Origin of the sequence: Streptomyces sp. NPDC058525 (assembly GCF_042719495.1) — a bacterium.
Lineage (GTDB): Bacteria > Actinomycetota > Actinomycetes > Streptomycetales > Streptomycetaceae > Streptomyces.
On the sequence record NZ_JBHXNP010000015.1, the window covers coordinates 31,044 to 54,170 of the forward strand.

Annotated in this window: 28 protein-coding genes; 20 read left to right on the forward strand and 8 right to left on the reverse strand. The window is 72.4% G+C overall.

Going from position 1 to position 23,127, the window contains the following annotated elements:
- Positions 1–68: 68 nt before the first annotated feature.
- Positions 69–947: a phosphatidylinositol-specific phospholipase C gene (locus ACFWP3_RS10475; protein WP_384218489.1), complete on the forward strand. Its 879-nt coding sequence runs from the start codon at positions 69–71 to the stop codon at positions 945–947.
- Here ACFWP3_RS10475 and ACFWP3_RS10480 read toward each other — a convergent pair.
- From ACFWP3_RS10480 to ACFWP3_RS10500, 5 genes are all read right to left on the reverse strand, one after another.
- Positions 927–2,363: a sensor histidine kinase gene (locus tag ACFWP3_RS10480; protein WP_384218492.1), complete on the reverse strand. Its 1,437-nt coding sequence runs from the start codon at positions 2,361–2,363 to the stop codon at positions 927–929. The two genes, ACFWP3_RS10475 and ACFWP3_RS10480, sit on opposite strands and share 21 nt — an antisense overlap.
- Positions 2,360–3,094, reverse strand: coding sequence for a response regulator transcription factor (locus ACFWP3_RS10485; RefSeq protein WP_384218494.1), 735 nt, complete (start codon positions 3,092–3,094; stop codon positions 2,360–2,362). Before ACFWP3_RS10485 ends, ACFWP3_RS10480 begins: the two co-directional genes overlap by 4 nt.
- Positions 3,095–3,174: 80 nt before the next feature.
- The gene (locus ACFWP3_RS10490) at positions 3,175–4,305 is read right to left on the reverse strand and encodes a S1C family serine protease (protein ID WP_384218496.1); all 1,131 of its coding nucleotides are present in this window, start codon (positions 4,303–4,305) and stop codon (positions 3,175–3,177) included.
- Between the two features lie 392 nt (positions 4,306–4,697).
- The gene (locus ACFWP3_RS10495) at positions 4,698–5,720 is read right to left on the reverse strand and encodes a LacI family DNA-binding transcriptional regulator (protein ID WP_384218498.1); all 1,023 of its coding nucleotides are present in this window, start codon (positions 5,718–5,720) and stop codon (positions 4,698–4,700) included.
- Between the two features lie 185 nt (positions 5,721–5,905).
- Entirely contained in the window at positions 5,906–6,685 is a 780-nt protein-coding gene (locus tag ACFWP3_RS10500) for a response regulator transcription factor (RefSeq protein WP_384218501.1), read from the reverse strand.
- Between the two features lie 495 nt (positions 6,686–7,180).
- On the opposite strand from ACFWP3_RS10500, the gene ACFWP3_RS10505 reads away from it, so the two are divergent.
- The 13 genes from ACFWP3_RS10505 (at position 7,181) to ACFWP3_RS10565 (ending at position 17,096) form a co-directional block, all read left to right on the forward strand.
- Entirely contained in the window at positions 7,181–7,435 is a 255-nt protein-coding gene (locus tag ACFWP3_RS10505; protein WP_030718384.1) for a MoaD/ThiS family protein, read from the forward strand.
- A 10-nt stretch (positions 7,436–7,445) separates the two neighbouring features.
- Positions 7,446–9,107 carry a hypothetical protein gene (locus tag ACFWP3_RS10510; RefSeq protein WP_384218503.1) on the forward strand — a complete coding sequence of 554 codons (1,662 nt, stop codon included), beginning with the start codon at positions 7,446–7,448 and terminating at the stop codon, positions 9,105–9,107.
- Between the two features lie 62 nt (positions 9,108–9,169).
- Complete coding sequence (locus ACFWP3_RS10515) at positions 9,170–9,886, forward strand: DUF2993 domain-containing protein (RefSeq protein ID WP_384218506.1); 717 nt, start codon at positions 9,170–9,172, stop codon at positions 9,884–9,886.
- Between the two features lie 161 nt (positions 9,887–10,047).
- Complete coding sequence (locus ACFWP3_RS10520; RefSeq protein WP_350206375.1) at positions 10,048–10,131, forward strand: putative leader peptide; 84 nt, start codon at positions 10,048–10,050, stop codon at positions 10,129–10,131.
- A gap of 235 nt (positions 10,132–10,366) precedes the next feature.
- On the forward strand, positions 10,367–11,212 hold the full coding sequence (locus tag ACFWP3_RS10525; RefSeq protein ID WP_384218508.1) for a sulfurtransferase: 846 nt from the start codon (positions 10,367–10,369) through the stop codon (positions 11,210–11,212).
- Positions 11,213–11,282: 70 nt separating this feature from the next.
- Positions 11,283–11,573, forward strand: coding sequence for a DUF1416 domain-containing protein (locus tag ACFWP3_RS10530; protein ID WP_361759364.1), 291 nt, complete (start codon positions 11,283–11,285; stop codon positions 11,571–11,573).
- A gap of 111 nt (positions 11,574–11,684) precedes the next feature.
- Complete coding sequence (locus tag ACFWP3_RS10535) at positions 11,685–11,948, forward strand: DUF3099 domain-containing protein (protein WP_384218511.1); 264 nt, start codon at positions 11,685–11,687, stop codon at positions 11,946–11,948.
- Between the two features lie 114 nt (positions 11,949–12,062).
- Entirely contained in the window at positions 12,063–12,872 is an 810-nt protein-coding gene (locus tag ACFWP3_RS10540) for a hypothetical protein (protein WP_384218513.1), read from the forward strand.
- Entirely contained in the window at positions 12,869–13,693 is an 825-nt protein-coding gene (locus ACFWP3_RS10545) for a hypothetical protein (RefSeq protein ID WP_384218514.1), read from the forward strand. The genes ACFWP3_RS10540 and ACFWP3_RS10545 overlap by 4 nt, the downstream gene beginning before the upstream one ends.
- Positions 13,690–14,709: a hypothetical protein gene (locus ACFWP3_RS10550; RefSeq protein WP_384218517.1), complete on the forward strand. Its 1,020-nt coding sequence runs from the start codon at positions 13,690–13,692 to the stop codon at positions 14,707–14,709. Before ACFWP3_RS10545 ends, ACFWP3_RS10550 begins: the two co-directional genes overlap by 4 nt.
- Positions 14,710–14,991: 282 nt before the next feature.
- Positions 14,992–15,564: an FABP family protein gene (locus ACFWP3_RS10555; RefSeq protein ID WP_384218519.1), complete on the forward strand. Its 573-nt coding sequence runs from the start codon at positions 14,992–14,994 to the stop codon at positions 15,562–15,564.
- A gap of 71 nt (positions 15,565–15,635) precedes the next feature.
- Positions 15,636–16,106, forward strand: coding sequence for a Fur family transcriptional regulator (locus ACFWP3_RS10560; RefSeq protein WP_384218521.1), 471 nt, complete (start codon positions 15,636–15,638; stop codon positions 16,104–16,106).
- Positions 16,107–16,127: 21 nt separating this feature from the next.
- Positions 16,128–17,096: a YgfZ/GcvT domain-containing protein gene (locus ACFWP3_RS10565; protein WP_384218523.1), complete on the forward strand. Its 969-nt coding sequence runs from the start codon at positions 16,128–16,130 to the stop codon at positions 17,094–17,096.
- A gap of 36 nt (positions 17,097–17,132) precedes the next feature.
- Here the strand turns inward: ACFWP3_RS10565 and dtd are convergent, their stop codons facing one another.
- Positions 17,133–17,558, reverse strand: coding sequence for a D-aminoacyl-tRNA deacylase (dtd, locus tag ACFWP3_RS10570; protein WP_384218526.1), 426 nt, complete (start codon positions 17,556–17,558; stop codon positions 17,133–17,135).
- Positions 17,559–17,694: 136 nt separating this feature from the next.
- Here dtd and ACFWP3_RS10575 point away from each other — a divergent pair, with 136 nt between their 5' ends.
- The 3 genes from ACFWP3_RS10575 to ACFWP3_RS10585 all read left to right on the forward strand — a co-directional run bounded on the left by ACFWP3_RS10575 (position 17,695) and on the right by ACFWP3_RS10585 (position 20,497).
- The gene (locus ACFWP3_RS10575) at positions 17,695–18,300 is read left to right on the forward strand and encodes an AmfC protein (RefSeq protein ID WP_384218528.1); all 606 of its coding nucleotides are present in this window, start codon (positions 17,695–17,697) and stop codon (positions 18,298–18,300) included.
- Positions 18,301–18,386: 86 nt separating this feature from the next.
- Positions 18,387–19,631 (forward strand): GNAT family N-acetyltransferase, encoded by a 1,245-nt coding sequence (locus ACFWP3_RS10580; protein WP_384218531.1) that lies wholly within the window; start codon positions 18,387–18,389, stop codon positions 19,629–19,631.
- Between the two features lie 104 nt (positions 19,632–19,735).
- Positions 19,736–20,497, forward strand: a complete 762-nt coding sequence (locus tag ACFWP3_RS10585) for a putative protein N(5)-glutamine methyltransferase (protein ID WP_384218533.1) — start codon at positions 19,736–19,738, stop codon at positions 20,495–20,497.
- 3 nt (positions 20,498–20,500) lie between these two features.
- Here ACFWP3_RS10585 and ACFWP3_RS10590 read toward each other — a convergent pair whose 3' ends face one another.
- Positions 20,501–20,917: a VOC family protein gene (locus tag ACFWP3_RS10590; RefSeq protein ID WP_384218536.1), complete on the reverse strand. Its 417-nt coding sequence runs from the start codon at positions 20,915–20,917 to the stop codon at positions 20,501–20,503.
- 96 nt (positions 20,918–21,013) lie between these two features.
- Positions 21,014–21,409, reverse strand: a complete 396-nt coding sequence (locus ACFWP3_RS10595) for a helix-turn-helix transcriptional regulator (protein WP_384218538.1) — start codon at positions 21,407–21,409, stop codon at positions 21,014–21,016.
- A 94-nt stretch (positions 21,410–21,503) separates the two neighbouring features.
- Here ACFWP3_RS10595 and ACFWP3_RS10600 point away from each other — a divergent pair, with 94 nt between their 5' ends.
- The 3 genes from ACFWP3_RS10600 (at position 21,504) to ACFWP3_RS10610 (ending at position 23,044) form a co-directional block, all read left to right on the forward strand.
- A complete protein-coding gene (locus ACFWP3_RS10600) occupies positions 21,504–21,950 on the forward strand; it encodes a helix-turn-helix domain-containing protein (protein ID WP_384218541.1) in 447 nt (148 codons plus the stop codon).
- A gap of 23 nt (positions 21,951–21,973) precedes the next feature.
- The gene (locus ACFWP3_RS10605; RefSeq protein WP_384218543.1) at positions 21,974–22,540 is read left to right on the forward strand and encodes a hypothetical protein; all 567 of its coding nucleotides are present in this window, start codon (positions 21,974–21,976) and stop codon (positions 22,538–22,540) included.
- Between the two features lie 165 nt (positions 22,541–22,705).
- Positions 22,706–23,044 carry a DUF2516 family protein gene (locus ACFWP3_RS10610; RefSeq protein ID WP_384218545.1) on the forward strand — a complete coding sequence of 113 codons (339 nt, stop codon included), beginning with the start codon at positions 22,706–22,708 and terminating at the stop codon, positions 23,042–23,044.
- Positions 23,045–23,127: the final 83 nt, after the last annotated feature.

Sequence of the window (23,127 nt, forward strand, 5' to 3'; positions counted from 1 at the left end):
GCGGGTAGTAAAGGCTGGTTCCGCACGCCATAATCCGGTCCCACCACTGGGTCGGCAAAGGGGCGGACATGGGCATGGGCACGGGACTGGACCGGCGGACGTTTCTGGCCGGAGCACTGGCCGCGGGCGCGGCCGTCGGGCTCGGAGCGCCACCCGCCGCGGCCGCCGCGCTCGGCACCCAGGACTGGATGGCGGGCCTCGGCGACGCCACGCCCCTCCAGCGGATGACCATCCCCGGCACCCACGACTCCGGCGCCACCAAGGGCGGCCTCTACGTCGCCTGCCAGAACACCTCGATCGCCCAGCAGCTCGACTCCGGCATCCGCTTCCTCGACGTCCGCTGCCGGGTCACGGGCGGCTCCTTCGCCATCCACCACGCGGCCTTCTTCCAGGACCTGATGTTCGGCGACGTGCTCGCCGCCTGCTGGAACTTCCTCGCGGCGCGCCCCTCCGAGACCGTCCTGATGCGCGTCAAGCAGGAGTACTCCACCGACAGCGACGCCACCTTCCGCGCGGTCTTCGACGACTACCTCGACCACCGCGGCTGGCGCCCGCTGTTCCGGATCGCCGACACCCTGCCCACGCTCGGCCAGGCCCGCGGCAAGGTGGTCCTGCTCGCCGACAACGCCGGACTGCCCGGCCTGCGCTACGGCGACGGCAACGTCTTCGACATCCAGGACGACTACAACACCGAGCCCTTCGCCAAGCGCGGCCGGATCGAGAACCACTTCCGCAAGGCCGTCCAGCAGCCCGGCAAGCTCTTCGTGAACTACGTCAGCACCGCGGCCTACATGCCGCCGCGCTGGAACTCCGACCGGCTGGGCCCGCAGGTGCACGGCTTCGTCGACGGCGGGGAGATGGCCGGCCGGACCGGGCTGGGAATCGTCCCGATGGACTTCCCCAACACCCGCTCCGGCCTGGTCGCCTCACTGATCCGGCACAACTGAGGCCGCGGGCGGTGGCGGGGAGGGCGCCCCCGGGATGCGGAGCACCGCCTCCGCCCCCGGGCCGCCGCCGGCCGCCGCCCGCAGCTCGGCGCTGCCGCCCGCGCGGGCCACCGTACGGGCCACGATCGACAGGCCGAGGCCGCTGCCGGGCAGGGCGCGGGCCGAGGGCGAGCGCCAGAACCGTTCGAAGACGTGCGGGAGGTCCTCGGCCGGGATGCCGGGACCGTGGTCCCGTACGCGCAGCTCACCGGCCCGCAGCGTCACCTCCACCGCACCGCCCGGCGGGCTGAACTTCACCGCGTTGTCCAGGACGTTGACCACCGCCCGCTCCAGCGCGGCCGCCTCGCCCCGTACGTACCAGGGCTCCAGGGACGAGCTGAACTCCAGCTCCGGACCGCGCAGCCGGGCCCGGGACAGCGCGGCCCCGGCGATCTCGTGCAGGGCCACCACCTCGAGCGGGCCGGGGGAGACGGCGTCGGGGCGCGACAGCTCCTGGAGGTCGCCGATCAGCGCGGCGAGTTCCGTCATCTGCGCCTTCACCGAGGCCAGCAGCTCCTTGCGGTCCTCGGGCGGGATGGCCCGGCCGGTGTCCTCGCTGCGCGCCAGCAGTTCGATGTTGGTCCGCAGCGAGGTCAGCGGGGTGCGCAGCTCGTGCCCGGCGTCGGCGATCAGCTGGGCCTGCCGGTCCTGGGAGGAGGCGAGGGCGGCCGTCATGGAGTTGAAGGACCGCGACAGCCGGGCGATCTCGTCGTCGCCCTCGTCGGGGATGCGGACGGTGAGGTCCTCGGTGCGGGCGATGTGCTCGACGGCGCCGGTCAGTTCGTCGACGGGCCGCAGCCCGGTCCGGGCCACCCACAGCCCGGCCGCGCCCGCGCCGACCACGCCGATGCCGGAGACCAGCAGCAGCACCCAGGCCAGCGTGGACAGCGGCTTGTCGACGTCGGCGAGCGGCTTGGCCACGGACAGCGCGGCGAGCTGCCGGTTCACCAGGGCGGGCTGGGTGTAGACGCGCACCGGGACGCCGTCGGAGGTCGTCGAGTCGTAGAGGGCCGGGCCGCGCAGGCGCTGGGCGACCTGCCGGTCGATGTCGGTGGCCTGCAGGGTGTTCTTGCCGTCGACCCAGCAGGTCCTGCCGTCCGGCAGGACGATCTGCACCTGCGCGCTGAGGTTGTTCGCGGGCCGCTCCGGCAGCGCCTCGCCGGACACGCAGCCGCCGAAGGCGTCGAACACCTGGTTGGCCTGGGCGCCCGCGTTGGTGGCGCGCAGCGAGCTGTCCAGCTGGTCGCGGAGCTGGGTGCGCACCATCACCCAGGACACCGCGGCGACGGCCGCCACGGCCAGTGCCACCGCGACCGTGACCAGCAGCGCGAGGCGGGAGCGCAGCGGCAGGGCGCGGAATCTGGCGGCGGGGCTCACTCGGGACCGCTCTCGCCGGCGCGCAGTACGTAGCCCACCCCGCGCACGGTGTGGACCAGGCGGGGCTCGCCGCCGGCCTCGGTCTTGCGGCGCAGGTACATCACGTACACGTCCAGGGAGTTGGAGCTGGGTTCGAAGTCGAAGCCCCAGACGGTCTTGAGGATCTGCTCGCGGGTCAGGACCTGGCGCGGGTGCGCGAGGAACATCTCCAGCAGGGTGAACTCGGTACGGGTCAGCTCCACCGGGCGTCCGGCCCGGGTGACCTCGCGGGTGGCCAGGTCCATGCGCAGGTCGCCGAAGGTCAGCGCGTCCTCGGGGCCGTCGTCGCCCGCCTGCGGGGCGGCGTAGGAGCTGCGGCGCAGCAGGGCGCGGACGCGGGCGAACAGCTCGTCGAGCTCGAAGGGCTTGACGAGGTAGTCGTCGGCGCCCGCGTCGAGGCCGGTGACGCGGTCGCCGACGGTGTCGCGGGCGGTGAGCATCAGGATCGGGGTGGTGCCGCCCGCGGCGCGCAGCCGGCGGGCGGCCGTCAGGCCGTCCATCCGGGGCATCTGGATGTCGAGGACGATCAGGTCGGGGGCGTACGAGGCGGCCTTGTCGAGGGCGTCGATCCCGTCGACGGCGGTCTGGACGGCGTACCCCTCGAAGGCGAGGCTGCGGCGCAGGGCCTCGCGGACGGCCGGCTCGTCGTCGACGACGAGGATGCGGTGCTGGTCGCCTTCGGTGGACTGCACGGGTGGTCCCCCTGGGTGGTGTTCGGTGCGGGCGGGCGTCTCCCAGCCTCGCACGGCGGGCCGGTGCGGTGCCCGCAGCGCTAGTACGAGGTGCCGAAGCCGTTGAGGGCGTTGTTGCCGCCGCCGCTGTTGCCGCTGTTGCCGCTGTCGCCGCCGGAGCCCGTGCCGCCGGGGCCGCCCTTGCGCAGGGAGTCGAGGTCGGCCTTGATGGTGTTGACCGGGATGGCGAAGCCGAGGCCCACGCTGCCGGCGTCGCCGCCGCTGTTGGGGGAGTAGATCGCCGAGGGCATGCCCACGATCTCGCCGTTCATGTTGAACAGGGCGCCGCCCGAGTTGCCGGGGTTGAGGGAGGCGTCCGTCTGGATGGCCTTGTACGAGGCCGTGTCCGAGCCGGTCTTCCCGTTGAACTGCTGGCCGCCGTACGAGAAGGGCCAGCCGTCGCCCTGCCGCTGCGGGGACTGCTGCTCCGGCTTGGCGACGTTCACCTCGCGTTCGAGGGCGGAGACGATGCCGCTGGTGACGGTGCCGGTGAGGCGGTCGGGGGAGCCGATGGCGACGACCTGGTCGCCGACCTTGAGGCTGTCGGAGTCGCCGAGCTTGGCGGGCTTGAGGCCGCTGGCGCCCTGCAGCTTGATCAGGGCGAGGTCCTTTTCGGGGTCGGTGCCGACGACCTTGGCGGTGTACTTCTTGCCGTCGCTCATCGTCACCTGGATCTCGGAGGCGCCGCTGATGACGTGGTTGTTGGTGACGATCTCGCCGTCGGCGGTGATGACGATGCCGGAGCCGGTGCCCTGGCCGGAGCCGGTGCGGGTGTCGATGCGGACCACGGAGGGGCTGTTCTGCTCCGCGACGCCGGAGACGGTGCCGGTGTAGGACTGGGAGACGTTGGTGCCGTTGACACCGCCGCCCCCGGTGCCGCCCGAACCGCCCATCAGCTGCTGGACGGCGGCCGCGGTGCCGCCGCCGACCACGGCCGCGGCGAGGGCCACGGCGGCGATGAGGGCGACGGGCTTCTTGGCGCGGTGGCGGGCCGGGGGAGCGGTGTCGGGGGCCGCGGGGACGGTCTCGCCCCGGATGACCAGGGGTTCGTGCGCTTCGTGCCAGCCGGGTGCGGCGGGCGGGTACGAGGGCGGCGGCGGGTAGGCCGCCCCGGCCGGGGTCGGGCGGTGCTCTTGCGGGTACTCGCCTTCGCGGCGGAAGCTCTCGTTCATGGCTATGACTCTGTCCGCGGATGATGAGAGCTTCCTGAGTCTGGCCTGAGAAGCCCGACAGAACCGCGTATGCCCGTTATAAGGCCGCGTTGGGTCTGCGGGCTCCGCTGCCGGGTTCTACCGCGGCCCGAAGGTGCGGGCTGCCTCAGGCTGTCCGGGACGGAGCCCCCGGCGGACGGGCCCGGGGCGGACGGGCCCGGGCCGGTCCCACCGCTGACCGCCGGAGGCTAGGGCCTGTCCGGCGGATCATGGCCGGGGTCGCGGCGTCTGGTGCGGCACCTCGCCGCGTTGCCGAAACGCCCCAATAGCTCCGCTATCAGGACGCTCCGGCGCCTTGCGATGCACCGCACCAGACGCCGCGACCCATCCGACCCTGATCCGCCGGACAGGCCCTAGCGGCAGCCGCAGGAGCGGCGGATCACCAAGGCCGACGGGAACTGCTTCAGGCGTTCGCGGCGGCTTCCCGCCACGCGCACGGCGTCGTCGAGGACGAGGTCCACCGCCGCACGGGCCATCGCCGGCCGGTCCGAGGCGATCGTGGTCAGCGGCGGGTCCGTGAGGGCCGCCTCCTTCACGTCGTCGAAACCCGCGACGGCGAGCTCGCCCGGTACGTCGATCCGCAGCTCGCGGGCCGCCCGGAGCACGCCGATGGCCTGGTCGTCCGTGGCGCAGAAGATCGCCGGCGGACGGTCCGGTCCGGACAGGACCTCGAGGGCCACCCGGTAGGCGTCGTACCGGTTGTACGGGGCCTCGAAGAGCCGGCCCTCGACCGAACGGCCGGATTCCAGCATGGCCCGGCGCCAGCCCTCGACGTGGTCGGCCACCGGGTCGCCGACCGACGGGGTGTTCTCGACCCCGCCGATGCAGGCGACGTACGCGTGGCCGTGCTCCAGCAGGTGCCGGGTCGCCATCTGGGCGCCGCCGATGTCGTCCGTGATGACGGCGACGTCGTCGATCGCCTCGGGCCGCTCGTGCAGCAGCACGACCCGGGCGTCCCAGGCCTCGATCTCGCTGGCGGCCTGCTCGCTCATGCCCTGGCTGACCAGGATGAGGCCGGAGACCCGCATGCCGAGGAAGGCCCGCAGGTAATGGACCTCGCGCTCGGTGCGGTAGTCGGAATTGCCGACGAGCACCATCTTCCCGCGCTCGGCGGCGGCCTGCTCGACCGCGTGCGCCATCTCCGCGAAGAACGGCTGACGGGCGTCGGGGACGATCATGCCTATGAGGTCGGTGCGCCGCGACGCCATCGCCTGGGCGACCCGGTCCGGGCGGTAGCCCAGGTCCTTGATCGCGGCGAGTACACGCTCGCGCGTGGCCGGGGCAACCGGCCGGGGTCCGTTGTTGATGACGTAGCTCACGACGGCGGTAGAGGTACCCGCAAGTCGCGCCACGTCATCCCGCGTCACCTTGGCCACGCGCGGAAGTCTACGCGGGGTGACCTCCCGCTGGGCAGGGCCTCCTGCGGAGTGGATGCTCACAGGATCTTCGGCCGACCGGGTGATGCGCGCGCGGGGCCGTGCGCGGGCTTGTGCACGGACCTGTGCGCGGGCGCGCGCGGACCTCCGCGGTGGCCCGCGCGCGCCCGTGCCCGTGCCAGGTCTTACGCGGTGGTGGTCTGTGCCCCGGCCTGTGCGGTGGTCTGCGCGGCCGCCTGGGCGGCCACCTTCGCCGCCGCCTGGGCCGCGGCCTCGGCCGCCGCCCGCTCGACCTTCTCCGGCGTGACGAAGCGGTAGCCGACGTTGCGGACGGTACCGATCAGCGACTCGTGCTCGGGGCCGAGCTTCGCGCGCAGCCGCCGTACGTGGACGTCGACCGTCCGGGTGCCGCCGAAGTAGTCGTAGCCCCAGACCTCCTGCAGCAGCTGCGCCCGCGTGAAGACCCGGCCCGGGTGCTGCGCGAGGTACTTGAGCAGCTCGAACTCCTTGAAGGTGAGGTCCAGGACCCGGCCCTTCAGCTTCGCCGAGTAGGTCGCCTCGTCCACGGACAGGTCGCCGTTGCGGATCTCCATCGGGGAGTCGTCCGAGCCCAGCTGCTGGCGGCCGGTGGCCAGCCGCAGCCGTGCCTCGACCTCGGCGGGACCGGCGGTGTCCAGGAGCACGTCGTCGATGCCCCAGTCGGCGGTGACGGCGGCGAGGCCGCCCTCGGTCACGACCAGGATCAGCGGACAGCCCGGACCGGTGGAGCGGAGCAGCTGGCACAGGGAGCGCACCTGCGGCAGGTCGCGGCGGCCGTCCACGAGGATGACGTCGGCGCCCGGGGTGTCCACGAGCGCCGGGCCCTCGGCGGGGGCCACCCTGACGTTGTGCAGCAGCAGGCCGAGGGCGGGCAGCACCTCGGCGGACGGCTGCAGGGCGTTGGTCAGCAGCAGAAGAGAGCTCATGCCTGACCACCTGCCCGGGTCGGGCGGTTCTGCACGGATCGCTGGTCCATCACGTCGGTTCCTCCTCGGTCCCGTCGAGGACGTGCGCGGTACTGCTTCGTACGGTGACGCGGGTGACTCTGCCGGTCTCCATGCGGGCCCCGCGCCCTGAGGCCCGGATGGAGACCACTGTTCTCGGTTCGTTCAACGTGCTGAAAGCACAAAAGGACCCGGGGGCAACATTGCCCGGATCCTCTCGCCAGCAGAATAGCTCACGGCCCTCGCCCGGCCGAGGTCTCCGCCGGGTCCACTTCTGTGGTTCCCGCCACGCCCCTGACCTGGGGGCGTGTCCCCGGGGCGGCCGGGATTATGCCCCGGTTTCACCGGATCGGCGGCCCGCCGGGCGGTACGGGCGGCCCCCGGGGCGCACCCGGGGCGCGCGGAGGCACACCGATGCGGAGGCGCGGAGGCGTCATCATGGAGGCCGACGGTAGAGAGCCGACGATAGGAGCTGCAGTGGCAACCGGAACCATCCGCTACTGGGCGGCGGCCAAGGCCGCGGCCAAGACTGCGGAGGAGCCGTACTCGGCGCGCACCCTGGCCGAGGCGCTCGACGCCGTGCGGGAACGCCACCCCGGGGAACTGACCCGGGTCCTGCTGCGCTGCTCCTTCCTGGTGAACGACGAGCCCGTGGGCAAGCGCCCGCACGATGCCGTCCTGCTGACCGAGGGGGGCACCGTCGAGGTGCTCCCGCCGTTCGCGGGCGGGTGAGCGGGAGCCGATGAGCACGCCCGAGGAACAGCAGCGGTACGAACAGCAGCAGTACGAGCGGCAGCGGTACGAGCAGCAGCAGTACGAACTGCAGCAGCAGAACCAGCAGCAGTCGCAGGACCGGCCGCAGCAGCAGTACCAGGACCCGTACGGGACCCAGACCTGGCAGTCCGACACCTGGGACACCGGGTATCAGCCGGTGCATCCGCCGCTGGGCGGGGTGCCCGGGCAGCCCGTCGCGCCCGAGGGCTGGTTCCGCGACGAGGCGCCGGCCGCCGGGCAGGGCGGCTATCCGCCGCCCGCGGCGCCCGCCGCGCCCGCTCCCGAGGGCTGGTTCCGTGACGAGGTCCCGGCTCCGGCGCCCGCTCCGGCCCAGGACTGGTCGCAGCCGGCCCCGGCCGCCGAGCAGACCGCGTACCTGCCGCCGTACCCCGGCCCGGGCTCCGGCCACGGCGCCGGTGGATCCGTGCAGCAGCCGGCCGCCCCCGAGGGCTGGTTCCGCGACGAGGCCCCGGCCCCGGCGCCCGCCGGGGGCTGGGCCGAGACCCCCGCGTACCTCCCGCCGCAGGCCGCGGAGCCCGCGGCCGAGCAGACGGCGTACCTGCCGCCGGTGGCTGCGGAGCCCGCGGCCGAGCAGACGGCGTACCTGCCGCCCGTGGCCGCTGCCGAGCCCGCGGCCGAGCAGACCGCCTACCTGCCGCCCGTGGCCGCCGAGCCCGCGGCCGAGCAGACGGCGTACCTGCCGCCGGTGGCTGCGGAGCCCGCGGCCGAGCAGACGGCGTACCTGCCGCCGGTGGCTGCCGAGCCCGTACAGCCCGTGCAGCCCGTCCGGCCCGCGGCGCCCGGCCCGTCGGAGGCCGCCGGTGAGGAGCCGGAGTACTCCCCGCCCACCCTCGGCGGCAACACCCTGCGCGCCGTCGACCCGGCGCAGGCCCGTGCCGAGGGCCGGTCGCCGATCATCGACCCGGGTCCGCAGCCCGCGATACTGACCGCCGTCCTCGGAGTGCTGATCGCCGCGGCGGCGGCCGTCGGCCACTACGCCCTGCTCCTGCCGCTGATCCTGCTCCAGGGGCTCACCGCGGCCGGCTGGTTCCGCCTCAACGGCATGTGGCCCGCCCGCCAGGGCATCGCGCTGGCCTTCGCCGGAGCGCTCGTCGCCGACGCGGCGGTGCTCGCGGTGGACGAGGCGTACGGACCGGGCGCGATCATCGGCACGCTCGGAGCCTGGGTGGTGCTGACCCTGGTCCTCCAGCTGCGCAGCCACGCCGACCCCGACGAGCGGATGTACGGCCTGATGGCCTCGGTGGCCTCGGCCGCCCTGGCCATCGTCTGCGCCGGCTACCTGGCCGCGGACACCGCGGCCGTCACCGTCGGGGCGGCCGCCGTCGCGGTGGCCGTCTTCGCCCGCGCCCTGCCGCTGCCGACCGCGCCCTCCGTCGGCGTCTCGCTGGCCGCGGCCGCCGGTTCGGGCATCGCCGTCGGGCCGCTGGCCGGAGCCGGGGTGGGCGGCGGTGCGCTGCTCGGGCTCGTCGCCGGGGTGTGCGCGCTGATCGGGCTGCGGGTGGCGGCGTACGACTACCCGTCGAAGTTCGTCCACATGACGGCCGGTGTCGCGCTGCCGCTGGCGGCCGCGGCCCCCGCCGTCTACCTGATCGGCCGGGTGGTGGGCTGAGCCCCGCTTGACGGGCGCATGGTCAACTAGAACGCACGTACCGACAAGTAGGGGGAGGGCACGTGCGTTTCCTGCGCGCCATTGTGATCATCGGGGTGGTTCTGGGAGCCCTGTTCGTGGGGGCCGACCGGTGGGCGGTGAGCTACGCCGAGAACCGGCTGGCCGACCGGATCCAGGCCCGGCAGGGGCTGGCCGGCACCTCGGAGGTGGAGATCGACGGGTTCCCGTTCCTGACCCAGGCGCTGAGCCACGACCTGGACCGGGTCGACCTGCGGCTCCGGGGTGTCGAGCTGGCCGCGGAGGGCCGCAAGACGCGGCTCAGCGAGCTCGACGCCACCTTCCGCGGTGTGAAGCTGAACGGGGACTACAGCGGCGGCACCGCCGAGCGGGCCGAGGGCACCGGCCTCATCACGTACGCGGACCTGACCGCCGCCTCGCAGACCGGCGCGACCCTGTCGTACGGCGGGGCCCCGAACAAGGTGCGGGTGTCGGCGGCGGTGGACGTCCTCGGCAAGTCGCTGACGCGCAGCGTGGTGTCGACCATCACCCTGGAGGACGCGAAGGACGGCAAGGGCGGGAAGATCGTCCGGGTGCGCGCCGACGAGGTGCCGGGCGAGGGGATCCCCGGGGTCGAGAAGCTGGTCCGCAAGAAGACCGACTTCGAGCGCGACCTCGACGGCGGGCTGCCCGCCGGCCTGCACCTGTCGGCCCTGACCTCGGACGAGGCCGGTGTGCACCTCACGCTGGGCGGCAAGGACGTGGTGCTGGCCGGATCGTGAGACGGTGCGGTCCGATCCGCAGAAGGACGGGCCGTACGAGGGGCCCGGTGGGCGGCGCGGCGGCCGCTCACCCCGTTTCGATCCCAGTATTCGGACGATCCTGTCTCGGAATATGACACGCCGGTGACAGAGCGGCCGTTTCGTCCCTACGATCCATGGCTATGAAGCATCAGCAGGCGGACCTCACGAAGCGGCGGGCAGTAGACCTGTGTCGCGTCGCCGCCATGCTCTGTCGATCCATGTGACGTGTGAGCGCATCGCTCCACCAGCGCCGGACGACGGCCCTTCCCGCGTGACCGCACCTGCCTCCTGATCCCCTGGCGCCCCTTCGTGCCGGACCGGATCCGCGAGTGCACCCGGACGTACGCACGCCCGCACCAGCCGGCAGCACCACCATCCGCAGCCGGCAGGTGCGCAGCACCGCCCGCATCGCCAGCACCCCGCACAGCCCCGCCGCACACTGCCCCGGAGGAGATCACCATGAGCCGCAGCGACGTCCTCGTAGACGCCGACTGGGTCGAGGCCCACCTGAACGACGCCAATGTCGTCATCGTCGAGGTGGACGAGGACACGTCCGCGTACGACAAGAACCACATCACCAACGCCGTCCGGATCGACTGGAAGACCGACCTCCAGGACCCGGTCCGCCGTGACTTCGTGGACCAGGAGGGCTTTGAGAAGCTCCTCTCCGCCAAGGGCATCTCCAACGACGACACCGTCGTCCTCTACGGCGGCAACAACAACTGGTTCGCGTCCTACGCCTTCTGGTACTTCAAGCTCTACGGCCACCAGGACGTCAAGCTCCTCGACGGCGGTCGCAAGAAGTGGGAGCTCGACTCCCGCGACCTGGTCGACGGCAAGGACGTCCCGAACCGCCCGGCCACCGAGTACAAGGCCAAGGCCCAGGACACCTCGATCCGCGCCTTCCGCGACGACGTCGTGGCCGCGATCGGCTCCCTGAACCTGGTCGACGTCCGGTCGCCCGACGAGTTCTCCGGCAAGCTGCTCGCCCCGGCGCACCTTCCGCAGGAGCAGTCGCAGCGCCCCGGCCACGTGCCGAGCGCCCGCAACATCCCGTGGTCGAAGAACGCCAACGACGACGGCACCTTCAAGTCGGACGAGGAGCTCAAGGCCCTCTACGAGGCCGAGGGCGTCGACCTGTCGACGGACACCATCGCCTACTGCCGCATCGGTGAGCGCTCCGCGCTCACGTGGCTCGTGCTCCACCAGATCCTGGGCCAGAAGAACGTCAAGAACTACGACGGCTCGTGGACCGAGTACGGCTCCCTCGTCGGCGTGCCGATCGAGCTCGGCGCCAACAAGTAACCCTGCCGGGCATGCAGGGCCTCGTAGGCCCGTAGTAGTCAGAACCACTCTCTAGGACAGGACAGAGACCATGTGTGGAGCACAGATCGGCGGGCCCGACCTCGCGACGCTCAAGCCCGGTGAGACCGCGATCCAGGGTCAGATCACGAAGGGCGGCGAGCCGGTGTCCGGCTACGTCCGCCTGCTGGACTCGACCGGCGAGTTCACCGCCGAGGTCCCGACCTCGGCGACCGGCCAGTTCCGCTTCTACGCGGCCGAGGGCTCCTGGACGCTGCGCGCGCTCGTCCCGGGCGGCACGGCGGACCGCAAGGTCGTCGTCGCCGAGGCCGGCGGCGTGACGGACGTGGCGATCGCGGTCTGAGTACCGCACTTGTGATCGCCTGATCGATCGGCCGAAGGGCCGCACCCCAGGGGTTGGACGCCACTGGAACGGGGTGCGGCCCTTCGTGCCGTCTGCTCCTACCCTGGAGACATGTACGCCCGGCGCCGACGCGTCTACTTCCTGCTCATGGGCGGATGCCTGGTCCTGTTCGTCTCCGCCTGGGCCTTCGTGCGCCTGTGGTCGGTGGAGGCCGCGGTGGCGATGTGCGTGGTCGCCATGGTCATCCCGCCGGTCGCCGCGGTGATCGCGAACCGGCGCGGGCCGGAAGACCGCTGGTGGGACGACCCCTCGGGGGATCCGAAGTCCGACGAGTGGTGGGACGAGCTGGATGGAAAGCGGCGTCACGAGGATTGAAACGCCGTGAGATAAAAATGTAATAAGGGTTCGTACAACCAGTTCTCGCCAGGGCGGGTCATGGGTACGCGCGGATATCCGAATCCGCGCATCCAGGCCTGTGGGGGGACTTCCTTGGAACACGAACACACCATCCCCGAGCAGCGGAAAGAGGGGGAGCTCGCGGCTCCCGACCCCGCTGCCGAACCCGCGCCGGCCCTTGCCCCGCGCCGCCGCCGGGGCCGGGGCCGTACGACGCTCCTGATCGCGGGCGCGGCCGTCCTCGGCGTGCTCGCCGGGACGATCACCGGCTACGCGGTCCAGTACCACCGGGCCCCGACCCCGCTGCCGCCGCTGGCGCAGCAGAGGGTGGCCATGCCGAAGCCCGTCGCACCGAACGACGCGACCAGCCACCGGTCCATCAACGCCAACCGGTGGGACAAGGCGGACGAGGACCTGGCCAAGAAGCTCGTGGAGGCTCCGGGCGGCGCGAAGAACGGCTACTCCGGCTACGAGTCGCCCGACGAGTTCGCGGCGGACTACTACGAGCGCCCCACCCTGGGCTTCTTGTCCCTCGCGGGCGGCGTGCGGCGCATCGCCACCGCGGGCTGGCAGCAGGGGGAGGACGATTACGTCGAGGTCCGGCTGCTCCAGTTCCACGACCGGTCCGACGCGGAGCGCCACCAGCAAGGACAGTCGGGCTATCAGAGCGACGAGCGGCACGCGGGCAACGACGGCTTCGCCCTGCCCGGTGTTCCCGACGAGCACGGCCGAGCCTGGGTCTCCAACGTGAAGTCGAAGCCGGGCTACCACCCTGTGCGCGTGGCACGGGCCATCATCCGCCGCGGGGACATCGTGATGGACGTCGAGATCACGAACACGCGAGGTGAGGTCTCCGAGCGCGAGATCACCGATCTGGCCAAGCGACAGTTGGAGCGGCTGTGACCGAGCAGCAGAGCGAAGCAGTGACCCGGCCGGCGGCGGAGCAGGACGCGCCGGTCTCGGCACGTCCCCCGCGTCGCCGCAGGACGGCGGCCCTGGTGGCCGGCGGGCTCGGCCTGGCCGTCCTCGTGGGCGGCGGCTTCTGGGCGTCCGGCCGGATCGACCAGGCCGACCGGACCTCCCCGACGCGCTACTGGGTGCCGGCGGGGCCCCGGCCGGTGGCCTCGGAGACCCCGGAACTGGCTGTGCCCGCCAACGGGCTGACCGGCAAGCTCCTGCCGCTCCCCCCGGGCTTCAGGCTCGGGCCCGACCTCGACGAAGAGGGCAACGACTTCTACGTCTCGGGCGAACGTGCGATCCAGGCCATGAAGGATTCCCGTACCGGGCTGTCCAGCAGTGAGCGTGCCGAACGGGACAAGGCTCTGGCCGACATGAAGATCAAGGGCGTGGCGGGGCGGAGCTACACCAAGCACTCCGAGCCGGTCACCGAGATCGAGCTCATGCAGGCGGATCCGCAGGCACTCGGCTCGCTCTCGGACATCAGCAAGAAGCTGTTCGACGTCCTCGCGGCCCTGGGTGACAACAAGCGGGAAGCGCCGAAGGTCGATGGATTCCCGCAGGCCAAGTGCGTCCTGACCGACGTGGTCGAGGAACGGCCGAACGGGGCGAAGCCCGAGAAGCTCGACTCCCTCGAATGCGTGGCCGTCGAGGGCGACGTGCTGGTGAGCTTCCGGTCGTACGGAGCCGGGCTCTCCGCGAAAGACGCCGTCGACCTGTTCAAGCAGCAGCTGAACCACCTGAAGTCCCCCGGGGAGTCCGCGTGACCGAGCAGAACACCACCGACGCCGCCGCCCCCGCCGCCGGACCGGACCTCGCGGCCGAACCGACCGCCGGGCCGACCGCCGAACCGACCGCCGGGCCGACCGCCGGGCCGACCACCGAGGCGGCCCCTGGGCCGGTGGCCGAGCCGGCCGCCGAGCCGGACCCCGCCTCGGCCCCCGAGCCGGTGCTCGAGCCGGCCGCCGAGCCGGTGCCGGTCGTGCCGAAGGACCGTCGGAAGCTCTTCGCCGTGCTGCGGTGGACCGCCGCAGTCCTCGTCTTCGCCGCCGTCGGCGCGGGCACCGCGTACGGGGTCGTCCAGCCGGAGCGGACCAGGATCCCCGGGCTGTCCACGCTGTCCGACGGCCGCTGGACCTACCCGGAGCTGGCCAAGCCCGAGCTGCCGGCCGGCGCCTCGCTGCCCGGCGGCCCCGACAACAAGGACGGCAAGCACTACGCGGCCCTGACGAGCCTGCTGCTGCCCGTGCCCGGGGGAGCCAAGCCGGACGACACCGTCAAGGCGGACAAGGACGGAAAGGTGGCGCCGGACTCCTTCCTGGAGGAGTACGCCCCCGAGGACCGGGCGAAGCTCAAGGAGTCCTTCGAGTTCGAGGGGCTGCGCCAGATCACCGGCCGGTCCTGGACCATGCCCGACGGCACCCGCGCCCGTGTCTACCTGCTGCGCTTCCACTCCTCCGGCTTCGTGGACACCTTCCCGGGCTGCGGCACCGGTACCAGGCTGACCGGCGCCGACGCGCTCATGGTCGACCTGTCGTGGAGCAAGGCCAAGACGGAGCAGTACAGCAACATCGGCAGCGACGGCTTCGGCTCCTCCGGGACCCTCAGCACCAGCGACATCAGCATCTACGAGGAGGCCAAGCCGTTCGGCGACGAGCAGGTCCGCCTCGGCTGCCTCCAGGTGGGTGACGTTCAAGGCGTGATCATCCAGTCCCGCAAGGGAGGAGCGGCCACCATCCCGTTCCACCAGACGGTGATCCTCCAGAGCCAGCTCCTGAGCTGAGGTCCGTCCGGCCGACCTCGCAGAGTGCGCCGGTCCCCGGGCCAGTAGGCTTGGGGACCGGCCGTACCCTCCTCGGACTCCGTCCGGGGGGACCCCCAAACGAATCCTCCGAGGAGCACCCCGTGCTTGAGGCAGTCTTCACCTCCCTGCTGGTCCTGGTCTGCGTCGGCGTCCTCGCCTTCACCGTCCTGGCCGTCAAGAAGCTGTACCAGGGTCAGCGCTGAGCGTCCGCCCAGCCGACCGCCCCGGAACCCCTCCCACAGATCGCCTGAGCAGCCATCCATGATCCAGATCCCGTCCGACCTGAACCCGGGACTCGTCCCCCTCGCCTTCCTCCTCGGCAACTGGGAGGGCGCGGGAGTCTTCGACTTCCCGGGTGAGGACAAGTGCAACTTCGGCCAGGAGGTCGTCTTCAGCCACGACGGCCGGGACTTCCTGGAGTACACCTCCCACACCTGGGTCCTCGACGCCGAGGGCAAGAAGGTGCGGCCGCTGGAGTCCGAGTCGGGTTACTGGCGCATCGACAAGGACCGCAAGGTCGAGGTCGTCATGGTCCGCGACCAGGGTGTCGTCGAGGTCTGGTACGGCGACCTCGCCGACCAGAAGCCGCAGATCGACCTGGTCACCGACGCCGTCGCGCGCACCGCGGCCTCCGGCCCGTACAGCGGCGGCAAGCGGCTCTACGGCTACGTGAAGAGCGACCTGATGTGGGTCGGCGAGAAGGCCACGCCCGAGGTGGAGCTGCGCCCGTACATGTCGGCCCAGCTGAAGAAGGTCGTCACCCCCGAGGAGGTCGCCGAGATGGCGCGCAACCTCCCGGACATGCCGGACGACGGCATCGCCTTCTTCCGCTGAGCCACGGCTGACGGGAAGGGGACCGCGGGGAAGCCCTGCGGTCCCCTTCCCGCGCTTACACTGGCCGAGTGGTGAGCACCGAGAGGGCCGACAGCACCGGGCGCGCCGAAGGCGTCGACTGGAAGACCGACCTGCGGCGGCGCGGATACCGGCTGACACCGCAGCGCCAGCTCGTCCTCGAAGCGGTCGACACCCTGGAGCACGCGAGCCCGGACGCGATCCTCGCCGAAGTGCGCAAGACCGCCTCCGGCGTCAACATCTCCACCGTCTACCGCACGCTGGAGCTGCTGGAGGAGCTGAAGCTCGTCTCGCACGCCCACCTCGGCCACGGCGCGCCCACCTACCACCTCGCCGACCGGCACCACCACATCCACCTGGTCTGCCGCGACTGCAGCGAGGTCATCGAGGCGGATGTCGACATCGCCTCCGAGTTCACCGCCAAGCTCCGCGCGACCTTCGGTTTCGAGACCGACATGAAGCACTTCGCGATCTTCGGGCTGTGCCGGAACTGCGCCGCGAAACACCGTGCCGGGCACGCGTAGCCGAGTCGTACGCTTGGTCCCATGACCAGCAGCCCCTTGCTCCATCTCCCCGGCGCCGTGCAGGCCGAAGGCCGCGACGAGGGCGTCGCCGCCCACTACGGCGAGCTGTACCGCGAACAGCGCGCCCTCGCGGACGGCCGCGGCTTCGTCGACCTCTCGCACCGCGGAGTCGTCACCGTCACCGGGCCCGAGCGGCTGAGCTGGCTGCACCTGCTGCTCACCCAGCACCTCACCGAGCTGCCGGCCGGGCAGGCCACCGAGGCGCTGATCCTCTCCGCGAACGGCCACATCGAGCACGCGCTCTACCTCGTCGACGACGGCGAGACCACCTGGGCGCACGTGGAGCCCGGCACCCAGGGCGAGCTGATCGCCTACCTGGAGTCGATGAAGTTCTTCTACCGCGTCGAAGTCGCCGACCGCACCGAGGAGTTCGCGGTGGTGCACCTGCCGGCCGGCTCCATCGCCGAGGTCGCCAAGGAGCACGCCGTACGGGAGACCGCGTACGGCCGTGACGTCTTCCTGCCGCGCGAGGGCCTGGAGGCCTTCGCGGCCGGCCACGGCCCCGCCGCCGGGCTCCTGGCCTACGAGGCCCTGCGCGTCGAGGCGCACCGGCCGCGGCTCGGTCTGGAGACCGACCACCGCACCATCCCGCACGAGCTCGGCTGGATCGGCACCGCCGTCCACCTCCAGAAGGGCTGCTACCGCGGCCAGGAGACCGTGGCCCGCGTCCACAACCTGGGGAAGCCGCCGCGCCGCCTGGTCTTCCTGCACCTGGACGGCTCCGACGTGCTGCTCCCGCCGCACGGAGCCCCCGTCCGGCTCGCCGCCGACGGCGCCGAGGGCCGGCAGCTGGGCTTCGTGACCACCGCCGTACGCCACCACGAGCTGGGCCCGATCGCCCTCGCGCTGGTCAAGCGGAACGTTCCGGTGGACGCGCCGCTGCTGGCCGGGGACACGGCCGCCGCGCAGGAGGTCGTCGTAGCACCCTGACCGGGCCCGGCGCCGGGCCCGGTGCCGGCGTACGCGCTAGACGTCGATGACGATGGTGAACGGGCCGTGGTTGGTCAGCGAGACCCGCATGTCCGCGCCGAACCGGCCCGTCGCCACCGTCGCGCCCAGCGCCCGCAGCTGCGCCACGACCTCGTCGACCAGCGGCTCGGCCACCGGTCCGGGCGCGGCCGCGTTCCAGGTGGGCCGGCGGCCCTTGCGGGCGTCTCCGTACAGCGTGAACTGGGAGATCACCAGCAGTGGCGCGTCCACGTCGCTGCAGGACTTCTCCGCCTCCAGGATCCGCACCGACCACAGCTTGCGGGCGAGCAGCGCCGCCTTCTCCGGCGTGTCGTCGTGGGTCACCCCCACCAGCACGCACAGTCCCTCGCCGACGATCTCGCCCACGGTCTCGCCGCCCACGACGACGCTCGCGCCGTCCACCCTCTGCACCACAGCTCGCATACCACCTGTGTACCAGGGTTGCACCCGTCCGGGGCCGATCGGGTGGAGTAGCACTGCGTCGGGGCCACGGAGAGTGGCACCATGCACGCAGGCGGTGCGGGTGCGCCGCACCGGCCGAGGGGACGGATCCGTTCGTATGAATACTTCTGGTACCTCCGTACCTGCATCACCCGGGGCCACGTCGTCCGTGCCTGCCGTCGCCGCCTCGGTACGACCGCCCGCGCAGCGCACCGCCGACAGCCCGGCCCCGGCCCCGGCCACGGGCGGCGCGCCGACCAGCGCCCTCGGGCTGCCGGAGCTGCGGACGCTGCGCCGCGACGCCCAGCGCGACGAGGCCGACCTGAGCTACGTGCGCCGCCTGCTCCAGGGCCGCATCGACATCCTGCGGGCCGAGCTGGCGCGGCGTACGGACCCGGAGGCGCCGGTGGTGGACCGGCTGTCCGAGATCCTCGCCGACGCGCCGTCCAGCCGCAGCGCCTCGGCCCGGCACGTCACGCTCGGCACCCCGCACAGCGAGGAGTACCGGCTGCTGGCGGCGGAGATGCTGGCCGACGTCGAGCTGTCGGACCTGGCCGCGCGCACGGACGGCGAGCTGTACGACGGGATGGGCAAGCTGGTGCGCTACGAACAGCAGGTCTCGCGGCGCAGGCAGCAGCTCCAGCGGACGGTGGACGACTGCAGTGCGGAGATCACCCGCCGGTACCGGGAGGGCGAGGCGCAGGTGGACGACCTGCTGGCCTGAGGTGCCGAGGCGCCCCGGGGCACCCCGCGCGGGGCCGCCGGAAATCCGGGCGACGCGGGCCGACGGGGCCACTAGCGTGGCCTGTCATGAGTGCTGATGTGCGGCCGATCGCCGCGTCCGAACTCGCCGAGTGGCTGCGGACCCTGAACACCGGCTTCCTGACCCCGGCGCGGGTGACGGAGTCGGACGTCGCCCAGCGGGCCAAGTACAGCGACCTCGCCCGGCTCCTGGGGGCCTTCGACGCCGCTACCGGCCGCTGCGTGGCCACCTTCCGCTCCTTCGACCAGCGGCTGACCGTCCCGGGCGGGGCCGACGTCCCGTCCAGCGCGGTCTCGAACGTCGCGGTGCTGCCCACGCACCGCCGCCAGGGCCTGCTGACCCGGATGATGTCCGCCGAGCTCGCCGCCGCCCGCGCGCGCGGCGACGTGCTGTCCACGCTGATCGCCGCCGAGTACCCGATCTATGGCCGGTACGGGTATGGGCCCGCCGCCTCGATCGCGGAATGGGAGATCGACGTACCGCGCACCGGGCTGGACCCGCGCTGGTCGGGGCCCGCGGACGGCGGGAGGATCGACCTGGTGGACGCGGCCGAGGTCCGGGAGGTGGGGCCGGACCTGCACGAGCGGCTGCGCGCGGCCGTGCCCGGGGCGGTGAACCGGGACGAGCGCTGGTGGCGGCTGGCGACCGGCCTGGAGGAGATGTCGTACCGTCCGTACAAGGAGAAGTTCCACGCCGTGTACCGGACGGCGGCGGGCGAGGTGGCCGGGCTGGCCGTCTACACCGCCGACGACCACTGGACCGACGCGAAGGTTCCGCTGAACACCGTGCAGGTCAAGGACCTGATCGCGGTCACGCCGGAAGCGGAGCGGGCGCTATGGCACTTCCTGTGCTCCATCGACTGGGTGCTGAAGGTCCGCACCGGCGGCCGGGCCCCCGACGACCTGGTCGCGCAGCTCCTGCCCGACCCGCGGTCCGCCCGGCCGCTGACCTCGGCGGACTTCCTGTGGGTGCGGCTGCTGGACGTCGTACGGGCGCTGGGCGCGCGGACGTACGCCGTGCCCGGGGTCCTCGTGCTCGAGGTCACGGACGCGGCGGGGCTCGCGGACGGCCGCTACCGGCTGGACGCGGGGAGCGGCACGTGCGAGCGCACCGAGGAGGCGGCGGACCTGCGGCTGGACGTGTCCGCGCTGGGTTCGCTGTACCTCGGCGACGAGTCCGCGGTGCGGCTGGGCGCCCTGGGTCGGGTGGCCGAACTGCGGCCCGGCACGCTGGCGCTAGCCGACGCGGTGTTCCGCACGGCACGCCGGCCGTGGTGCCCGGACGTGTTCTAGGGCGTCCGGGTGTCCGGGTGTCCGGGTGTCCGGGTGTTCGGGCGTTTGAGTGTTCGTGTGTTTGTGTGTGGGTGCGTGTGCAAGAGAACCGAGGACTGAGGCGTTTGACGACCCTGGTGGAACAACTGCGTGCGGCCGGCTGCGTCTTCGCCGAGGAGGAGGCGGACCTGCTGGCCGCCGCCGCGCGCGACGACGGCCATCTGGCGGAGCTGCTGGCCCGCCGGGTCGGCGGGGAGCCGCTGGAACACGTGGTGGGCTGGGCGGAGTTCTGCGGGCTGCGCGTGGAGGTGGGCGCGGGGGCCTTCGTGCCGCGCAGGCGCAGCGAGTTCCTGGTGGCGCAGGCCGTGGCCGCGGCCCGGCCCGGCGCCGTGGTGCTGGACCTGTGCTGCGGGGTCGGGGCCCTGGGCGCGGCGGTCGCGGCGCGGGTGCCGGGCGGGGTGGAGCTGCACGCGGCCGACATCGACCCGGCGGCGCTGGCCTACGCACGGCGCAACGTGGCCCCGTACGGCGGCAGCGTGTGGGAGGGCGACCTGTACGCCGCGCTCCCGGAGTCGCTGCGGGGGCGGGTGGACGTGCTGGTGGTCAACGCCCCGTACGTGCCGACGGAGGAGATCGGCCTGATGCCCTCCGAGGCCCGGGACCACGAGCCCCGGGTCTCCCTGGACGGCGGTGCGGACGGCCTGGACGTCCACCGCCGGGTCGCGGCGGACGCCCCGGCCTGGCTGGCCCCGGGGGGCAGGCTGCTGATCGAGACGAGTGCCCGGCAGTGCCCGGTGACGGCTTCGGCGCTGGCCTCGGCGGGTCTGACGACCCGGGTGGCCACCTCGGAGGAGTTGTACGCGACGGTGGTGATCGGCGCGCGGTGAGGTCTACCGCGTGCGGGGCTGGGTGATGCGGAGCATGTTGCCGGAGGGGTCGCGGAAGGCGCAGTCGCGGACGCCGTACGGCTGGTCGACCGGCTCCTGCAGCACCTCGCCGCCGGCCGCCTTGACCTTCTCGAAGGTGGCGTCGCAGTCGTCGGTGGAGAAGATCACCCCGCGCAGCATGCCCTTGGCCAGCAGTTCCGCCATGACCTGGCGGTCGGCCGGGGCGGCGTTGGGGTCGGCGAGCGGCGGCTCGAGGACGATCTCCACGTCGGGCTGCGACGGGGAGCCGACGGTCACCCAGCGCATCCCCTCGAAGCCGACGTCGTTGCGCACCTCGAGGCCGAGGGCGTCGCGGTAGAAGGCGAGGGCCTTGTCGTGGTCGTCGACGGCGATGAAGCACTGCGAGAGATTGATGTCCATGCCCCGACGCTACGAGACGCCGCCGCATCACGCTCCCCCGAAGCGCGCATTGCCACCCCGTCGGCCTGCTCCGGGCTCTCGGCTCCCGGCTCCCGGCTACCTGTTCCGGACGGGCCGGGTGAGGACCTTGGCGACGCAGGCCGGGATCGGGGCGCCCGCCTCGTGCCGCCGGGCCCGGTAGGCGCTCGGGGTCTCGCCGACCAGCTCGGTGAAGCGCGAGCTGAACGACCCGAGCGAGGTGCAGCCGACCGCGAAGCAGACATCGGTCACGCTCATGTCGCCGCGCCGCAGCAGCGCCTTCGCCCGCTCGACGCGGCGGGTCATCAGGTAGCTGTACGGGGTCTCGCCGTAGGCGGCGCGGAAGCTCCGCGAGAAGTGCCCGGACGACATGAGGGCGACCTCGGCCAGCGCGGGCACGTCCAGCGGCAGCGCGTAGTCGCGGTCCATCACGTCCCGCGCGCGGCGCAGCCGTACCAGGTCCTCCAGGGTCACGGCACCAGCATGGCATGGCGCTCCGACAGCCAGGGGTGGGAGCTGTTGCAAGCACCTGCTTGCAATAGTTAGCAGAGTCGGGCAGGATCGGGGCATGGCATCGCTCAACGTCGGAAACCTCGGCGAGTACCTCCGTGAGCAGCGTCGGCAGGCCCAGCTTTCGCTGCGGCAGCTCGCCGACGCGGCGGGGGTGTCGAATCCGTACCTGAGCCAGATCGAGCGCGGGCTGCGCAAGCCGAGCGCGGACATCCTCCAGCAGCTGGCCAAGGCGCTGCGGATCTCCGCGGAGACGCTGTACGTGCAGGCCGGAATCCTGGATGAGCGGGACCGGGACGAGGTGGAGACGCGGGCCGTCATCCTCGCCGACCCGTCCATCAACGAGCGGCAGAAGCAGGTGCTGCTCCAGATCTACGAGTCGTTCCGCAAGGAGAACGCGCTCGACGCGCCCGAGGGGTCCGCCGCAGCCGACGGACCCGGTGCAGCCGACGTACCCGACGTAACCGACGCGCCCGCCGGCGAGATGCCGCCGAAGACGAACTGAACTTGATCCGGGAGGACCCGCACATGGCCATCGCCGATGACCTGAAGAAGACCCTCACCGACCCCACTCCCCTCTACTTCGCCGCCGGTACGGCCGACCTGGCCGTGCAGCAGGCCAAGAAGGTGCCGGGGCTCATCGAGCAGCTGCGCGCCGAGGCGCCGGCGCGCATCGAGGCCGTGAAGAACACCGACCCCAAGGTCGTGCAGGAGAAGGCCGCGGCGGCGGCCAAGGAGGCGCAGGAGGCGGTCTCCGCGAAGGTCTCCGAGGTGTTCGGCGCGATCGACCCGAAGAAGATCGGGGAGACCGCCCAGGACCTGGCGCTGCGCGGCGTCGGTGTGGCCGCGGAGTACGCGGTCCGCGCCAAGGAGACCTACGACAAGGTCGCCGAGCACGGCGAGCAGGCCGTCCGGGCCTGGCGCGGCGAGGTCTCGGAGGAGATCGTCGAGATCGCCGTGGCCGTCGAGCCGGAGGCCGAGCCGGCCGCCGCCGAGGCGTCGTCCGACGCGGAGGACAAGCCCGCGGCGCGGAAGACCACCGGGCGCAAGAACACGGCCAAGAAGGCCACCGTCGCCGCCGGCGACGAGAGCTGAGCACGAAGGCCGGGCGCGAGCCGACAGGCATGAGCGGCGGCGGGCCGGGCACCTTGAGGGTGTCCGGCCCGTTGTCATTCGTGAGGGCGGCCGTGCCGGTAGCGTGGAATCGGGCGGCATTCCGTCAAGGGTGCGAAGCGAGAGCGTGAGAAGGCGGTCCAAACGATGTTGATGGACGGGTTCGATCGAGGCGTGATCCCCATGCTGGGGCTCGCCATGCTGGTGCTCGCCGTCGTGGCCTTCGTGTTCGCGGTCCTCGCGCGCGAGGACGCGTACCGGGCGGCCGGCAAGCAGACCAAGACGTTCTGGCTGGTCATCCTGGGCATCACCGTGATCGTGGACTTCTTCCTGCAGATGCTGTTCCTGCAGATCGCCGGTCTCGTCGCCACCATCGTGTTCTTCGTCGACGTGCGCCCCGCGCTCAAGCAGGTCTCGGGCGGCGGGCGGCGCAGCGGCGGCAGCAGCAGCGACGGGCCGTACGGTCCGTACAACGGCGGCAGGTAGACCGGAGGGGCAGGGCGGTCCGGGGTGGGCGGTCCGGGGCGGTTCGGTCCCGTATCCCCTTGGGGTGGTCCGGTCCCGTATCC

Coding starts and splice junctions, on each gene's coding strand:
- ACFWP3_RS10555 (WP_384218519.1), top strand. CDS start 14,992: ATGATCCAGATCCCGTCCGACCTGAACCCGGGACTCGTCCCCCTCGCC.
- ACFWP3_RS10590 (WP_384218536.1), bottom strand. CDS start 20,917: ATGGACATCAATCTCTCGCAGTGCTTCATCGCCGTCGACGACCACGAC.
- ACFWP3_RS10525 (WP_384218508.1), top strand. CDS start 10,367: ATGAGCCGCAGCGACGTCCTCGTAGACGCCGACTGGGTCGAGGCCCAC.
- ACFWP3_RS10520 (WP_350206375.1), top strand. CDS start 10,048: ATGAAGCATCAGCAGGCGGACCTCACGAAGCGGCGGGCAGTAGACCTG.
- ACFWP3_RS10605 (WP_384218543.1), top strand. CDS start 21,974: ATGGCCATCGCCGATGACCTGAAGAAGACCCTCACCGACCCCACTCCC.
- ACFWP3_RS10500 (WP_384218501.1), bottom strand. CDS start 6,685: ATGAGCTCTCTTCTGCTGCTGACCAACGCCCTGCAGCCGTCCGCCGAG.
- dtd (WP_384218526.1), bottom strand. CDS start 17,558: ATGCGAGCTGTGGTGCAGAGGGTGGACGGCGCGAGCGTCGTCGTGGGC.
- ACFWP3_RS10475 (WP_384218489.1), top strand. CDS start 69: ATGGGCATGGGCACGGGACTGGACCGGCGGACGTTTCTGGCCGGAGCA.
- ACFWP3_RS10600 (WP_384218541.1), top strand. CDS start 21,504: ATGGCATCGCTCAACGTCGGAAACCTCGGCGAGTACCTCCGTGAGCAG.
- ACFWP3_RS10510 (WP_384218503.1), top strand. CDS start 7,446: ATGAGCACGCCCGAGGAACAGCAGCGGTACGAACAGCAGCAGTACGAG.
- ACFWP3_RS10575 (WP_384218528.1), top strand. CDS start 17,695: ATGAATACTTCTGGTACCTCCGTACCTGCATCACCCGGGGCCACGTCG.
- ACFWP3_RS10535 (WP_384218511.1), top strand. CDS start 11,685: ATGTACGCCCGGCGCCGACGCGTCTACTTCCTGCTCATGGGCGGATGC.
- ACFWP3_RS10580 (WP_384218531.1), top strand. CDS start 18,387: ATGAGTGCTGATGTGCGGCCGATCGCCGCGTCCGAACTCGCCGAGTGG.
- ACFWP3_RS10565 (WP_384218523.1), top strand. CDS start 16,128: ATGACCAGCAGCCCCTTGCTCCATCTCCCCGGCGCCGTGCAGGCCGAA.
- ACFWP3_RS10610 (WP_384218545.1), top strand. CDS start 22,706: ATGTTGATGGACGGGTTCGATCGAGGCGTGATCCCCATGCTGGGGCTC.
- ACFWP3_RS10490 (WP_384218496.1), bottom strand. CDS start 4,305: ATGAACGAGAGCTTCCGCCGCGAAGGCGAGTACCCGCAAGAGCACCGC.
- ACFWP3_RS10530 (WP_361759364.1), top strand. CDS start 11,283: ATGTGTGGAGCACAGATCGGCGGGCCCGACCTCGCGACGCTCAAGCCC.